The organism is Neisseria sp. HMSC055H02, assembly GCF_001813335.1.
Taxonomy (GTDB): domain Bacteria; phylum Pseudomonadota; class Gammaproteobacteria; order Burkholderiales; family Neisseriaceae; genus Neisseria; species Neisseria sicca_C.
In genome coordinates, this window is sequence record NZ_KV812081.1 from 78,089 (window position 1) to 91,720 (window position 13,632).

At 50.3% G+C, this 13,632-nt stretch carries 14 protein-coding genes and 1 pseudogene; 5 read left to right on the forward strand and 10 right to left on the reverse strand.

The window, feature by feature from the left end; genetic code table 11:
- Window positions 1–78: 78 nt before the first annotated feature.
- A pseudogene (locus HMPREF2907_RS12450) lies at window positions 79–318 on the reverse strand (transposase); the annotation flags it as partial.
- An 80-nt stretch (window positions 319–398) separates the two neighbouring features.
- The gene (locus tag HMPREF2907_RS03505) at window positions 399–1,178 is read right to left on the reverse strand and encodes an SDR family NAD(P)-dependent oxidoreductase (protein WP_070680112.1); all 780 of its coding nucleotides are present in this window, start codon (window positions 1,176–1,178) and stop codon (window positions 399–401) included.
- A gap of 84 nt (window positions 1,179–1,262) precedes the next feature.
- On the opposite strand from HMPREF2907_RS03505, the gene HMPREF2907_RS03510 reads away from it, so the two are divergent.
- Window positions 1,263–2,135, forward strand: coding sequence for a helix-turn-helix domain-containing protein (locus tag HMPREF2907_RS03510; RefSeq protein WP_070680222.1), 873 nt, complete (start codon window positions 1,263–1,265; stop codon window positions 2,133–2,135).
- A gap of 118 nt (window positions 2,136–2,253) precedes the next feature.
- Here the strand turns inward: HMPREF2907_RS03510 and HMPREF2907_RS03515 are convergent, their stop codons facing one another.
- From HMPREF2907_RS03515 to HMPREF2907_RS03525, 3 genes are all read right to left on the reverse strand, one after another.
- On the reverse strand, window positions 2,254–3,159 hold the full coding sequence (locus HMPREF2907_RS03515) for a LysR family transcriptional regulator (RefSeq protein WP_070680115.1): 906 nt from the start codon (window positions 3,157–3,159) through the stop codon (window positions 2,254–2,256).
- A 133-nt stretch (window positions 3,160–3,292) separates the two neighbouring features.
- On the reverse strand, window positions 3,293–4,639 hold the full coding sequence (locus HMPREF2907_RS03520; protein WP_141754399.1) for a restriction endonuclease subunit S: 1,347 nt from the start codon (window positions 4,637–4,639) through the stop codon (window positions 3,293–3,295).
- Between the two features lie 32 nt (window positions 4,640–4,671).
- Window positions 4,672–5,421 carry an HsdM family class I SAM-dependent methyltransferase gene (locus HMPREF2907_RS03525; RefSeq protein WP_210388585.1) on the reverse strand — a complete coding sequence of 250 codons (750 nt, stop codon included), beginning with the start codon at window positions 5,419–5,421 and terminating at the stop codon, window positions 4,672–4,674.
- A gap of 7 nt (window positions 5,422–5,428) precedes the next feature.
- Here HMPREF2907_RS03525 and HMPREF2907_RS11670 point away from each other — a divergent pair, with 7 nt between their 5' ends.
- Together HMPREF2907_RS11670 and HMPREF2907_RS03535 are read left to right on the forward strand one after the other, a co-directional pair.
- Window positions 5,429–5,722 carry a putative quinol monooxygenase gene (locus HMPREF2907_RS11670; RefSeq protein ID WP_210388586.1) on the forward strand — a complete coding sequence of 98 codons (294 nt, stop codon included), beginning with the start codon at window positions 5,429–5,431 and terminating at the stop codon, window positions 5,720–5,722.
- A 14-nt stretch (window positions 5,723–5,736) separates the two neighbouring features.
- Window positions 5,737–6,474, forward strand: a complete 738-nt coding sequence (locus HMPREF2907_RS03535) for an SDR family oxidoreductase (RefSeq protein WP_318258997.1) — start codon at window positions 5,737–5,739, stop codon at window positions 6,472–6,474.
- A 216-nt stretch (window positions 6,475–6,690) separates the two neighbouring features.
- Here HMPREF2907_RS03535 and HMPREF2907_RS03540 read toward each other — a convergent pair whose 3' ends face one another.
- From HMPREF2907_RS03540 to HMPREF2907_RS03550, 3 genes are all read right to left on the reverse strand, one after another.
- Complete coding sequence (locus HMPREF2907_RS03540; RefSeq protein WP_003742079.1) at window positions 6,691–7,206, reverse strand: single-stranded DNA-binding protein; 516 nt, start codon at window positions 7,204–7,206, stop codon at window positions 6,691–6,693.
- Window positions 7,207–7,209: 3 nt separating this feature from the next.
- Entirely contained in the window at window positions 7,210–8,592 is a 1,383-nt protein-coding gene (locus HMPREF2907_RS03545; RefSeq protein ID WP_049225826.1) for an MFS transporter, read from the reverse strand.
- 128 nt (window positions 8,593–8,720) lie between these two features.
- Window positions 8,721–9,350, reverse strand: a complete 630-nt coding sequence (locus HMPREF2907_RS03550) for a lytic transglycosylase domain-containing protein (protein WP_003756649.1) — start codon at window positions 9,348–9,350, stop codon at window positions 8,721–8,723.
- Window positions 9,351–9,630: 280 nt separating this feature from the next.
- Between HMPREF2907_RS03550 and ppx the strand changes: the two genes are divergently transcribed.
- Window positions 9,631–11,139 carry an exopolyphosphatase gene (ppx, locus tag HMPREF2907_RS03555; protein ID WP_070680121.1) on the forward strand — a complete coding sequence of 503 codons (1,509 nt, stop codon included), beginning with the start codon at window positions 9,631–9,633 and terminating at the stop codon, window positions 11,137–11,139.
- 142 nt (window positions 11,140–11,281) lie between these two features.
- Here ppx and argB read toward each other — a convergent pair whose 3' ends face one another.
- Window positions 11,282–12,172: an acetylglutamate kinase gene (gene argB, locus HMPREF2907_RS03560; protein WP_070680124.1), complete on the reverse strand. Its 891-nt coding sequence runs from the start codon at window positions 12,170–12,172 to the stop codon at window positions 11,282–11,284.
- Between the two features lie 51 nt (window positions 12,173–12,223).
- Window positions 12,224–12,388 carry a pseudouridine synthase gene (locus HMPREF2907_RS03565; protein WP_070493200.1) on the reverse strand — a complete coding sequence of 55 codons (165 nt, stop codon included), beginning with the start codon at window positions 12,386–12,388 and terminating at the stop codon, window positions 12,224–12,226.
- A 92-nt stretch (window positions 12,389–12,480) separates the two neighbouring features.
- On the opposite strand from HMPREF2907_RS03565, the gene HMPREF2907_RS03570 reads away from it, so the two are divergent.
- On the forward strand, window positions 12,481–13,611 hold the full coding sequence (locus HMPREF2907_RS03570) for a M14 family metallopeptidase (RefSeq protein ID WP_070613292.1): 1,131 nt from the start codon (window positions 12,481–12,483) through the stop codon (window positions 13,609–13,611).
- Window positions 13,612–13,632 lie beyond the last annotated feature (21 nt).

A 13,632-nucleotide genomic window follows, 5' to 3' on the forward strand; every position in this document is an offset into this window, starting at 1 on the left:
ATCTCAAATAGCGTTTCAGACGACCTGGTATTTTCAAAAATAGCCAAGGCCTTTGCGAAATAAACCTTTTTACCCAACAGTTAAAATTCCAACACAGATTTCCGGCTGTTTCCATTGTCCGAGCAGGACGGCTTTGAATGTGGCCAAAAACGGATAGGCGGGATGGCCGCGGTGGTTTTAAGGTAACGGATTCCTTGATAATTCAGGAATTGTTAGATCGGTTGCCAATCAATCACCTGATCCAACTTCGACAGTGGGGGAACAGTCGATATGTTTGGCTATCATGGCTTGTGCGGGTTGCCGGAAGAAGATGCTCATAGAAAATCCCCTAAATATCTCGGTGGGAATTTAGGGGATTTGGAAAATTTTGCAAAGGTCTCAGGCTGCTTTGTATTTTCCTATTTCCGTTTTTCCATCGCCATACGCGACATTTTCAAAACGGTTTTGCGCGGTAGAAGCGGTATTACCCAATCTGAGGCAAATTTCAATTTGGCTTCGTTAAATGCAACCAACTCGCCGCGTTGCATTGCCTGATAGCCGTATTCGGCAACGGATTGGGCGGATTTGGCGTTTTTCCACGCATCAACATTCTGTAAATCGCCTGCCTGTACAAATCCCGTGGCAACGGCTCCGGGGCAAAGCACAGTTACGGTGATGCCGAACTCGCGCACTTCCTCGGCAATAGCCTGGCTGAATGACGTTACATAGGCTTTGCTGGCGTAATACACTGCTTGTAAAGGACCGGGCAGAAACGATGCGGTAGAAGACACATTGAGAATTTTCCCCGAACGGCGTTGCACCATGCCTTGTAGGTAGAGATGGGTCAGCTCCGTCAGGCTGGTGATATTGAGCTGAATCATCTGCGTGTCTTTTGCCAAATCACGCTCAAAAAAGCGTCCATGACCGCCAATGCCTGCGTTATTCATCAAAATATCAACTGTAATGCCCAAACGTTCGGTTTCGGCAAAAATTTCCGTTGCGGCATTCGGCTGCGCCAAGTCCTTCGCAATGACGGCGACTTTAACACCGTATTGATTATGTAATTCATCTGCCAAGGCGTTTAATTTGTCTGCACTTCGCGCCACCAACACCAAATCACCGCCTTGTTTGGCGTGGATTTTTGCCAATTCCAAACCAATACCGTTTGATGCGCCTGTAATCAATGCTGTTTGAGCCATGTTTCTTTTCCTGTTGTGTTAAAAATCAATGGAAGGTATTATACGGCAAAAAAAATGAATAAAAAGGTAATAATGGGCATATTTATGGCAAAAATCGGAAATCATGCTGAAATTACACAAATCATTCGGACAGAGTTGGAAATCTGTCTGTTCAGCGAATTTTGGCAAAGCCAGCACCCTGATGACGAACAGGCGCGCACCCAATTAGGCAGCCAACACCGCTTTGACCAATATATTTGGCTATGGGTAACCGAGGGTGAATGTCGGCATCTTTTGGATTTTGAACAGATAGTGCAAAAGACAGGAGAATGGCTGCTGATACGTCCCAATCAGGTACACCATTTTTTATCTATGCAGGGCTGGGATGGCTGGGGATTGTCCTTTCCTACCGAACTTCTGCCTACGCATCTGACCCAAGAATGGCAAAACCTTCCTTATCGCCAAGTAGTCGATGCATCACACGCAGAATTGCTGCTGCCTGCCTTGACGCAACTCAAACGATGCCGCTATGCCGACTGGCAAAACAACAATGCCCATCCTTTGATTCAAGCGCAATTACAGGCTTTTCTCACGCTGCTGATTACGCTCTACGCGCAAAACACGCAGCCTGAAGGTAAACAAAACCTGCGTTGGCAACAATTCAACCGATTGTTGGAACAGCATTTTTCTACGCAACACCAAGTCGGTTTTTATGCGGCTCAACTGGCGTGCAGCGAAAAAACGCTGGGTACGCTCTGCCTTGCCCAAAGCGGGCTTTCTGCCAAAACCGTCATCACTGACCGCCTGCTGCTGGAAGCCAAACGTTTGTTGATTCATACACCGCAATCCGTCAAACAAATCGCCTTGCAACTGGGTTTTGAGGAAGCCACGCATTTCAACAAATTTTTTAAAAAACGGCAAAACACTACACCCAAAGCGTTTCGGGAAAGTTATTTGGCAGCTTATGGGGCTGGCTGAAATGAAAGGCTACCTGAAAAATAAAAAGCAGCCTGCACCTTTGGAAAACAAAGTGCAGGCTGCTTTTGAAATTTAGCTTTGCCGCTTCCCGCCTCGTCCGTTTTCAGGCTGCCCAACTTCAACGGTATTGCGCCGTTTTCTCCAGTAAAAACTCAATCACCGCCTGCACCTTTTTTGTCCGCTGGCTGTATTGCAGATAATAAAGATACAACGGCGGATACTGCCGCCAGTATTTTTGCAGCACGGGCACAAAATCCGCATGGTCGGGCTGTTGCTGCATATTATGGGTAAACGCCCGCCCGATACCCAAGCCTTGGCGGGTGGCATCCAATAAGATTTCAGGGTCGTTGCAGATAAGTGGCGTATCCATTTCCACGGCGGTTTCCTGCCCGTTTTGCGCAATCACCAGCGGCTCGATTTTGTTGGACGAGATAAAGCGGTAGCCGATGAGTTTGTGGGCGGGCAAATCCTTGGGCGTTTTCGGTATGCCGTGTTGCGCGGCGTAGCTTGAGCTGACGTACAGCCCTTCCTGCGTGCCGTTCATCAGCTTGCGGGCAACCATGCCTTCATCCAAACGGTTTCCGAATCGAATCCCTAAATCGATACCATCCTCAATCAGGTGCGAAAGCCCGTCATTCAGCGAAATTTCCAGTTGAATTTGCGGATAGCGTTGGTGAAATTCCGCCAAATGCGGGCGCAAAACAAGCTGATACATTACCCGCGCCATGGTAATCCGCACTGTTCCGCTCACCTGCTCGCCAAAATTCCGCACTTCCTCAAAAGCCTGATGCAATGTTGCCATGGCTTGTTCGGTACGTTCTAAAAGTTGCCTGCCGGTATCGGTGAGCTGGATATTGCGCGTGGTACGGTGAAACAGCGGCACGCCGATTTTCTGCTCCAATAACTTTAATGCTTGGCTCGCCGAAGGTACGGCGATTTCCAGTTTGCGCGCTGCCGCTGAAATACTGCCTTCTTGGGCGATGATTTGGAAAACGTTGAGCTGGCCGTAGAATGAATTGTCCATTGTTAGATTATACCTAATAGTGGTTTAGTAATTATGCGTCTAATCATAACAAATATATTACGAAACGTTTAGGCAGACAAAAGGTCGTCTGAAGATTTTTCAGACGACCTTTTACTTGGCAACGAACTAAAACTTACCCCTCAATCGCTTGTTCCACCTTACGCTTGGCTTCTTCCAACAGGGCTTGGGACTCTTGGCGCAAGCGGTCAGATTGTCGGACTAAATCGGCGATTTGGGTTTGGATTGCCTCTTCCACATTTGGGATAACCAAATTAAGAATATCTTCATCTTTAATAACGGGGTAACTTGTTCCAACGTTAAACTGAAGTAACCAATCTTTATAAATTTCTGTTCTTAGAAGAACTTTTAGGAATTCATTATTGAAATACGATTTTACTTTTCTGCGTAATATGGTAAAAGCTCCACTGACAATCAGATCATCTCTATCATGTTCAATAACTGTAATTGCGCCGCGATTTGGACGTACAGTTGAAATCAAAATATCACCTTCTTTAACCATAATCTTAGCATTGGCTGGCAAATCTTCTGTTGCAACTTCATTAAATGAATATGAGCCATCAGATACATTTACATCCCCAATTTCAATATATTGATACGCTGGCAAATCAAACTTTGATTTGCTTTTAACTTGACTGTATTCCTGTTGGATTTGAACAAATCCATTGTTGAATGCCTGAATTTTTTTCAGATAGCTTTCATACTTTTCCTGATAAAACTCCGCATCCAGCCTCCCCGATGTGCCGAAACTGTCTGCAAAGGATTTGATATTGACTGCTTGGACGGGCGGATTAAAGCCTTTTAAGCCCAAATGCTCTAAAAGCAGGTTTTGGGCGGTTTGGTAAGCTTTTTTGGATTTTTGCAATTTTTCAAATGATGATGAAACAAGGGCTTCAATTTCATCTTGAAGTACAGTTGAAAAATGGGGAATTTTTATCTCTCTAAACTTTGCAGGACTAAAATTAGACTGATTACCTTTCATTGCATATTTTTCAATCTCTCTACGCCCACTTTTACTATTTAAAAATACAGTTAATGTTTCAGGATTTATAAATTTATTCGGCCTAATCCGAAACAAATAAGATGCAAAAGCAAAACTATAGTCCTGCATAGCTATGGCGGCTTTACCAACATATTTCAAGTTACCGTTAGTACGACAAATTAAAACATCTCCTTTTTTAATTTCTAGAGTCCGATAAGTATCTAATGAAATTTTTTCGCTATATTTTGCAGGAATACCTAAAAATGAACCATCAAACTCATTTAGCCTTAAAATAGGGTAACCACGCTTATCTTCGTTTAATTCTTCGGATGTTCCATATTGAACAAAATCGATTATCTCTGCACCTATAGAACTTTCAAATAAGTTTGTCTTTTTTATAAAAAATTCAGCCTCTAATCTTAAATTTGGGTTATTTAATACATTTTGAAATTGTATTTCTTCTACCTCCAGCCCCTCCAACAACCGCTGGTATTTCGCAGCATCAAAGGGGCTTAGGGCTTTCCCGCAAAAGACAGTTTCTCTTTTTTGGCAAATTCCAAAAAGGCTTCGGCAATACCGTCTCCTGTTTTGCCGTCGTGGTTGAACAGGTCATGTTTGACGATCAAATGCCCGTGACTGTCGAGTACAGGTGTGCCGTCTTCTTTGCGGACAAAGATTTTGTCGCCGCTGTTGTCTTTGCTGGGTTCTTGCATGGTGGCAAAGAAAATCGGGTAGTCTTCCACTTTCGGGCAAAGGGTGTCATGCCATTTTTGCACGAATAAAACGCTGGTTTTGGTGCCGGTATGTGGTTTGAATACATTCCCATGTAAACCAACCACAGCAAGGATGCGGCAACGTTTTGCGATAAATTCGCGGATGGCTTTGTCTGAGCTGTTGTTGAAACGCCCTTGCGGCAACACGATTGCCATGCGTCCGCCGTCTTTTAAGAAATCCAGGTTGCGTTCGATAAAGAGAATATCGCGCCCGACTTTGGTTTGGGCTTTGCCGTTGGGCTTTTTCCCCAGTTCGTATTTCGCCAAAATACGGCTTTCTTTGATGTCGCCTGCAAACGGTGGATTCGCCATCAGGATGTCGAAACCGAAATCGCGGTTGCTGTCTTTTTGCTTTCTGAGTTTGCGCAAACCTTTCCAACCGTTGCCGTAAGTATCGAGCCAGTTTTCGTCTTTGGTTTTTTCATCCCAGCGTTCCCAATCCAGCGTGTTTAGATGCAAGACGTTGGTTTGCCCGTCGCCTGCAATCAAGTTCAGTGTGCGGGCAACACGCACTGCCGCATTCAGCAAAATCGTCCGCGCGGAAGTGGCGCAATCACTGCAAGCGGAACATGGAGTGTTGGTAATGTATGCCGCCACCCGACAAGACGTGCCGAACCAATGGATATTTTTTGAAATCTACGCCGACGAAGCCGCCTATCAGGCGCACCGCGAAACGCCGCATTTCAAAGATTATCTGCAACAGGCCGCCGATATGGTTGCTGACAAGCAATTCACCGCTGTTCAGACGACCTATTTGGGCAATCAAGGCCAATTACACTTTATCCGTTAATTAAGGAGAATATTATGCAAAACGTAGCAAACAAAGTTGTCATTATCACCGGCGCATCCAGCGGGCTGGGTGCGGAAACCGCCCGCCATTTGGTGCAGGCAGGCGCAAAAGTCATCTTGGGCGCGCGCCGTTTAGACCGCCTGCACGTCCTTGCTGACGAATTGGGTATCTCGCACGACCACTGCGTGCAAACGGATGTCACTAAATTAGGCGAAGTTCAAGCCTTGGCACAACGTGCGTTGGATTTATACAGCCGCATCGACGTATTGCTCAACAACGCGGGTGTCATGCCACTTTCCTTATTGGAGGAATTGAAAGTGGATGAATGGAATCAAATGATCGACATCAATATCAAGGGCGTCTTACATGGCATTGCAGCCGTTTTACCGACCATGAAAACACAAAAGAGCGGTCAGATCATCAATGTTTCTTCCGTAGCCGGACACGTTTGGGGGCCATTATGTGCTGTTTATTCTGCGACCAAAACCGCGGTACGCGCCATTTCTGAAAGCCTGCGCAAGGAAGTTAAACCTTACAACTTGCGTACTACTATTCTCTGCCCGGGTGCAGTTGAAAGCGAATTAAAGCATGGCAGCAGCTCTGAAATGGCTAGCGGCGCAATGGAAAACTTCTATGCTCACAATGAGATTCCCGCTTCCAGCTTTGCCCGCACCGTCCTGTTCGCAATCAGTCAACCTGAGGAAGTGGATATAAACGAAATCATCTTCCGGCCTACTCGCCAGGAAGTTTGACGGTTGTTTGAAAAGTGGAAAGGTCGTCTGAAATTAAAGTTTCAGACGACCTTTGTACTTTGAGGGTATCGACAATAAAAGCGCGGCCAAATTTCAAAGCATTTTATAAATGGCTTTCAAAGTCTGACGGATTGCTTTCATCCAATACGGATACCCAATCTATCCTCAAACCTCGGCGGTTTGTATCAAGCAATATTGTTGAGTTGTTTATGTAACTCAGAACGGAATATCGTCGTCGATGTCCTCGACAGGGGCTGCCGGTGCGGCGGGAGCTTGGCGGCGGGGGGCGGCAGGAGGCTCTTGGTTTTGCGGGGCGGCTTGGTATTGTTGCTGCGGCGCTTGTTGTTGGTAGCCGCCTTGGCTGTAACCGCCGTCATCGTAAGGTGCGCCGCCGCTGTTGTCGTTGCGGCCGCCGAGCATTTTCATTTCATTGGCGATAATGTCGTATGCGGTGCGTTCGATGCCGTCTTTGCCTTGGTATTTACGGCTTTGGATGCGGCCTTCCAGATATACTTGGCTGCCTTTTTTCAGATATTGTCCGGCGATTTCGGCGAGACGGCGGTACATGGTGATGTTGTGCCACTCGGTGCGTTCTACGCGCTGGCCGTTGCGGTCGTTCCAGGTTTCGCTGGTGGCGACGCTGAAATTGCAGACGGCTTCGCCGTTGGGCATATAGCGGACTTCGGGGTCGCGACCGAGACGGCCGATAAGGATGACTTTGTTCAATGACATTTTTTAAACTCCTGTGATGATGTTTTCGGCGGCCTCTTGGTCAAATCCTTTTTGCAACGCCTTGATGTAAATGGTTTGTTTGTCTGCGCTGAAGGTAATGCTTTCGACGCCTTCGACTTGGGACAATGCTTGGTAGAGCGAATCGTGTTTTTCCTGCCATGCACGGCTGACGGGATAGCTGAGGTTTCTGACGGGTTTGGGCGCGGGCGCGAGAACGGCGATGACCAGCCATAGCAGCATCAATACGCTGCAAAAGGTGAAAACGCCTGCAAAGCCGTATTGTTGAAACAGCCATCCGCCGCTTGCGCCGCCTACAAACAGCCCGACGGACTGCATGGTATTGTAAACGCCCATCGCCGTGCCTTTCAAATCGGCCGGTGCAATCTTAGACACCATAGACGGCAGGCTGGCTTCCAATACGTTGAAGCCGATAAAGTAAACAACCAGATAGGCGGTAATCAACCAAATCGAGTGCATGCCGAACAATAAGCCGATTTGCGCCGCTGCGATGCAGGCGATGCCGAGAATGAAGACTTGCTTGAGCTTGTTGCGGGTTTCGCCAATGATGATGAGGGGAATCATAATCACCAGCCCTGCGATGGTCGAGGGCAGATAGACTTTCCAATGCTGGATTTTTTCCAAACCGAGCTGCGTCATGGCAAAAGGCAGGGCAGTGAATAACGCCATTTGTGCGGCATGCAGCGCGAAAATGCCGAAATCCAAGTTGAGAAGCTGGCGGTCGCGGAGGACTTCGCCCATGCGCGAGGGCTGCGCCTGTGTGTCTTCGTGCAGCTTGGACACTTCGGGATCAGGAGTCATCCAAGCGACAACGCCTATGCTGATGACGGTCAGGATGCCGGTCAGCATAAACAATCCGGGAACGCCGATAATATCGGCAATCATCGGGGCGACCACAAGGCTGACGGAAAAGGTCAAACCTATGCTCAAACCTATCATCGCCATTGCGCGGGTACGCACGCCGTCCCGGGTCAGGTCGGCAAGCAGCGCGGTCACTGCGGCGCTGACTGCGCCCGCCCCTTGGATGGCGCGCGCGGCAACCAGCATGGGCAATGAGTTGGCGGCAGCGGCGAGAAAACTACCGGCGGCAAAGACAATCAGTCCGACATAAATGGTTTTTTTGCGTCCGAATTTATCGGAGGCGATACCCAAAGGCAGTTGCAGCAAAGCCTGCGTCAGTCCGTAGATACCCATTGCCAGACCGACCAAGGTTTTGTTGTTTTCCGCGCCGGGCAATGAGGCGGCATATAAGGACAAAACGGGGAGAACCAAGAACATCCCCAACATACGCAGAGCGTAAACGCCGGAGAGGGTGGTGCTGGCACGCCATTCGTGCGGGAACATTTGGATGCGGGTGTCTTTTGCCATAAACGGTTTTTCAGACGACCCGGTAGGATTTTAAGGTCGTCTGAAATTTTAAAATTATCAGATGTGCGGATTATACAGGATTCAAAAGGGTTTGCATTTGCACGGGCGCAGCCGTTTATACCCCGCGGTCAGCCCCATTGCCAGCGGTTGCGCCATGCGCCTAAGACGGCGTTGGGGTATTTGTTGCTGCCCAGGCTGCCGTTGAAGCGCGCCAAAGCGCGGACGATGTTGCCTTTTTCGATATTGTTGTAGTGGCGCAGGATGGTGCAGCCGTAGCGCAGGTTGGTGCGGATGTCGAACAGGTTGTGCGAAGGTTTGCCGATATAGTTTTTCCAAAACGGCATGACCTGCATCAGCCCGCGCGCGCCCACGCCGCTGATGGCGTATTGGCGGAACGCGCTTTCGACTTCGATCAAACCCAAAATCACTTGGGTATTCAACCCCGCGCGGCTGCTTTCGTATTGGATGTTGACCAGCAGGCGGCGGCGTTCGGCGGCATCGGGAACGTAGCGGGCAAGGCGGGAGGACATCGCCGCCAGCCAGCGTTCGCCTTCGTTTGGATCGGCGAACACGAGGCGCGGCGGATTGACATTGTTGATGGAGCTGCGCATCACTGAAGCGACATCGTCGGCAAGCGTTTCTTCGCGTTGCGCGCCGGCGAGTGCGGCTGCAGGACTGAGCAGCAATGCGCCGCCAGCCAGTAAAAAGCGGCGGCGGGACGGGGATTCGGGCGTGAGGATCAGGTTTTCCGTTTTCATGTGTACTGTCATTCGTTTAGTCGGTTTAAAGGTCGTCTGAAAACCCTATTTTTGTTTTCAGACGACCTTTTGACGTTTGCAAAACGGGTATTATAAGAATATCTCCGTGCGGAATCAAAGGTGGCGTACATCATTGATGGGCAGATTGACTTGAAACAGACAATGCGTGATACATCAATACGGTGCAATATTGCGGCGGTTTAAAGTTGATCTGCGATATTGTCAATCAACGGCGGGACAGAGTAACATTAGAGCTTCGTTTATCCACCGGTATCCCTTCATGACCACTACGCCCACCAACGTCCTGGCATCCGTCGATTTAGGTTCCAACAGCTTCCGCCTCCAAGTTTGCGAAAACAACAACGGACAACTGAAAGTCATTGATTCCTTCAAACAAATGGTGCGTTTTGCCGCCGGTTTGGACGAACATAAAAACCTCGACGAAGCATCCCAAGAACGTGCCTTGGACTGTTTGGCAAAATTCGGCGAACGGCTGCGCGGGTTCAAACCCGAACAAGTGCGCGTTGTGGCGACCAATACCTTCCGCGTAGCAAAAAATATCGCCCAATTCCTACCCAAAGCCGAAGCCGCACTGGGCTTCCCCATCGAAATCATCGCAGGCCGTGAAGAAGCCCGCCTCATTTACACCGGCGTCGTCCACACCCTACCGCCCAACGGCGACAAGATGCTCGTCATCGACATCGGCGGCGGCTCGACCGAATTCGTCATCGGCTCCGACCTCCAGCCGCTCGCTACCGAAAGCCTGCCCTTAGGCTGCGTCACTTACAGCCTGCGTTTTTTCCAAAACAAAATCACCGCCAAAGACTTCCAAGCCGCCATCTCCGCCGCCCGCAACGAAATCCAGCGCATCAGCAAACTCATGAAGCGTACAGGTTGGGATTTCGCCATCGGCACCTCCGGCTCCGCCAAATCCATCCGCGACCTCATCGCCGCCGAGCTGCCCCAAGAAGCCGACATCACCTACAAAGGCATGCGCTACCTCGCCGACCGTATTATTGAAGCCGGTTCCGTCAAAAAAGCCAAATTCGAAAGCCTCAAGCCCGAGCGCGTGGAAGTGTTCGCCGGCGGACTGGCCGTCATGATGGCAGCGTTTGAAGAACTTGACCTCACCAAAATGACCGTTACCGAAGCCGCCCTACGCGACGGCGTATTCTACGATCTGATTGGGCGAGGTTTGAACGAAGACATGCGCGATCAGACGACCGCCGAGTTCCAAAACCGCTATCATGTCAGCCTCAATCAAGCCAAACGCGTCGCCGAAACCGCGCAAGCCTTTATGGACAGCCTGTGCCACGCCAAAAACGTAACCGTCCAAGACCTTGCCCAATGGCAACAATACCTCGGCTGGGCAGGCAGGCTGCACGAAATCGGACTCGACATCGCCCACACCGGCTACCACAAACACTCCGCCTACATCCTCGAAAACGCCGATATGCCCGGTTTCTCCCGCAAAGAGCAAACCATACTCGCGCAACTGGTCATCGGACACCGCGGCGACATGAAAAAAATGGCGGACATCGTCGGCAGCAGCGAAATGCTTTGGTACGCCGTCCTCTCCCTGCGCCTCGCCGCACTTTTCTGCCGCGCCCGCCTGCCTTTGGATTTGCCGCCGCAAACCCAACTGCGCGCCGACGAAACCGGCAAAGGCTTCATCCTGCGCATCAGCCAAAACTGGCTCGAACAACACCCTCTAATCGCCGCCGCACTCGGCTACGAAAGCGCGCAATGGCAAAAGATCGATATGCCTTTCAACGTGCAGCCTCAATAGGGCTGAAAATAGTAAAAAGGTCGTCTGAAAATCCGTTTCTGCATTCTCTATGAGCGTTGAAACAGGTTTTCAGACGACCTTTTGTGTATTTGAGCATTGGCAAGGCCCGCTGTTGGGCAAGCCTTGAATCAGTTGCCGACCGTTATGAACTTTCACCCAAAATCATCGAGCCTATGCCCGCATCGGTGAAAATTTCCAGCAAAAGCGCGTTGGGCAGGCGGCCGTCGATGATGTGTGTGGCTTTGACGCCGTTGCTTGCCGCTTCGACGGCGGAGCTGATTTTGGGCAACATACCGCCGTAGAGCGTGCCGTCTGCGATTAATTCGCCGATACGGCTTGGCGTGAGGTTGGTCAGCAGGTTGCCTTCTTTGTCCATCACACCGGCGATATTGGTCATCATCAGCAGTTTTTCCGCGTTCAACTCTTCCGCCAGTTTGCCTGCGACCAAGTCCGCGTTGATGTTGAACGCTTCGCCTTTCTCGCCGACGCCGATGGGCGCGACGACGGGGATGCAGCCGCGTTCGATCAATCCTTCAATCAGGCGTACGTCTATGCTTTCGACCGTACCGACTTGTCCGATGTCCACGCCTGCCCGTTCGGGCGTATCGACCAGCAGTTTTTTCGCTTTGATGAAATGGTTGTCGCGTCCGGTGACGCCGACCGCGCGTCCGCCCTGCAAATTAATCAGTGAGACGATTTCTTTATTCACATGACCGCCCAACACCATTTCGACGATGTCCATCGTTTCGCCGTCGGTCACTCGCATACCTTGCACAAATTCGCCTTTTTTACCGATTTTTTCCAACATTTCATTAATTTGCGGGCCGCCGCCGTGGACGATGACGGGGTGGATGCCCACCAGTTTGAGCAAAACGACATCGCGGGCGAAGCCTTCTTTCAAAGCAGGCTCGGTCATGGCGTTACCGCCGTATTTGATGACGATGACGGAGCCGGAAAAACGGCGGATATACGGCAGGGCTTCGGCTAAAATACGCGCTTTGTCGGCTGCTGAAATGGGGTGGGATTCGCTCATAATCGTGTCTCATTATTAACAATTTAATCATTATAGCGGATTACCTTTGAATCAGTAAAAATCAGCTTTGCAACTATTTGCCGCTTTGCCGTCTTGTCCCGATTTAAAGTGAATCTGCCCTATCTTAACGTCAAAGGTCGTCTGAAACAACATTCCCCGCCCCTTATCGGTTGAGGACGCGCCCGTCGGAATGGTAGAATCAACGGATTCGGGCATATCGGTTTGCCGTCGCCGACGGACGCGGTATCACCCACACATTTTTTCAAACAACGGTTATCCGGTTCGCCCGATATACCGAGGACTTTCCCATGATTAAAATCAGCACTCAATTTGACGCCGGCTCCGTCGTCGTCAAAGACCTGACCGACCCTGCCAATATCCGCCTTGAGCTGCGTCCGGACAACGCTTCCGATTTCGCCCAATGGTTTTATTTCCGCCTGCAAGGTGCGGCGTATCAGAATTGCGTGATGCACTTTGAAAACGCGGCGGATTCGGCTTATCCCGAAGGCTGGGAAGATTATCAGGCGTGCGCCTCTTACGACCGCCAAAATTGGTTCCGCGTCCCGACAGAATACGAAAACGGCGTGTTGACCATCAACCATACGCCGCTCTCCAACAGCGTTTACTACGCCTATTTCGAACCCTACTCCCACGAGCAGCATTTAAACCTCTTGGGCGACGCGCAAGGCAGCGGGCTTTGCCGTATCGACGACTTGGGCAGCACCGTACAAGGCCGCGACATCAATCTGCTGACCATCGGCAACCAAGTCGAAAGCGACATGAAAATCTGGATTATCGCGCGCCAGCATCCGGGCGAAACGATGGCGGAATGGTTTATCGAAGGCTTGCTCGGCCGCCTGCTCGATCCGCAAGACCCGACCGCGCGCATCCTGCTTGACCGCGCCACTTTCTATATCGTACCGAACATGAATCCCGACGGCTCGGTCTTGGGCAACCTGCGCACCAATGCCGCAGGCGCAAACCTCAACCGCGAATGGGAAAATCCGACTTTGGAAAAAAGCCCCGAAGTCTTCCTCGTGCGCGAAAAAATGTTGGAAACTGGCGTGGATTTGTTCTTAGACATTCATGGCGACGAAGCATTGCCGTTTGTCTTTGTTGCCGGTACGGAAGGCGTGCCGAACTACAATCCGCGCATCGCCGCACTGGAAACGCAGTTCAAAACCGCCCTGCTCTCCGCCAGTCCCGACTTCCAAGACGAATACGGCTATGAAAAAGACGCGCCCGGTCAGGCGAACATGACGCTCGCAACCAACTGGGTGGGCAACCGTTTCGACTGCCTCGCCTATACGCTGGAAATGCCGTTTAAAGACAACGCAAACCTGCCCGACGACGATTTCGGTTGGAACGGCCAACGCTCCCTGCGTTTAGGTGAAGCCATGTTGTCGGCTGTCTTGAACGTTGTCGATGATTTGCGATAATTCTTTTCCCATCACACAAAA

What these genes read in the sequence shown, in the direction of transcription:
- HMPREF2907_RS03505 (WP_070680112.1), bottom strand. Translation starts at nt 1,178, where the DNA reads ATGGCTCAAACAGCATTGATTACAGGCGCATCAAACGGTATTGGTTTG.
- HMPREF2907_RS03510 (WP_070680222.1), top strand. Translation starts at nt 1,263, where the DNA reads ATGGCAAAAATCGGAAATCATGCTGAAATTACACAAATCATTCGGACA.
- HMPREF2907_RS03515 (WP_070680115.1), bottom strand. Translation starts at nt 3,159, where the DNA reads ATGGACAATTCATTCTACGGCCAGCTCAACGTTTTCCAAATCATCGCC.
- HMPREF2907_RS03535 (WP_318258997.1), top strand. Translation starts at nt 5,737, where the DNA reads ATGCAAAACGTAGCAAACAAAGTTGTCATTATCACCGGCGCATCCAGC.
- HMPREF2907_RS03540 (WP_003742079.1), bottom strand. Translation starts at nt 7,206, where the DNA reads ATGTCATTGAACAAAGTCATCCTTATCGGCCGTCTCGGTCGCGACCCC.
- HMPREF2907_RS03545 (WP_049225826.1), bottom strand. Translation starts at nt 8,592, where the DNA reads ATGGCAAAAGACACCCGCATCCAAATGTTCCCGCACGAATGGCGTGCC.
- HMPREF2907_RS03550 (WP_003756649.1), bottom strand. Translation starts at nt 9,350, where the DNA reads ATGAAAACGGAAAACCTGATCCTCACGCCCGAATCCCCGTCCCGCCGC.
- ppx (WP_070680121.1), top strand. Translation starts at nt 9,631, where the DNA reads ATGACCACTACGCCCACCAACGTCCTGGCATCCGTCGATTTAGGTTCC.
- argB (WP_070680124.1), bottom strand. Translation starts at nt 12,172, where the DNA reads ATGAGCGAATCCCACCCCATTTCAGCAGCCGACAAAGCGCGTATTTTA.
- HMPREF2907_RS03565 (WP_070493200.1), bottom strand. Translation starts at nt 12,388, where the DNA reads ATGCCCGAATCCGTTGATTCTACCATTCCGACGGGCGCGTCCTCAACC.
- HMPREF2907_RS03570 (WP_070613292.1), top strand. Translation starts at nt 12,481, where the DNA reads ATGATTAAAATCAGCACTCAATTTGACGCCGGCTCCGTCGTCGTCAAA.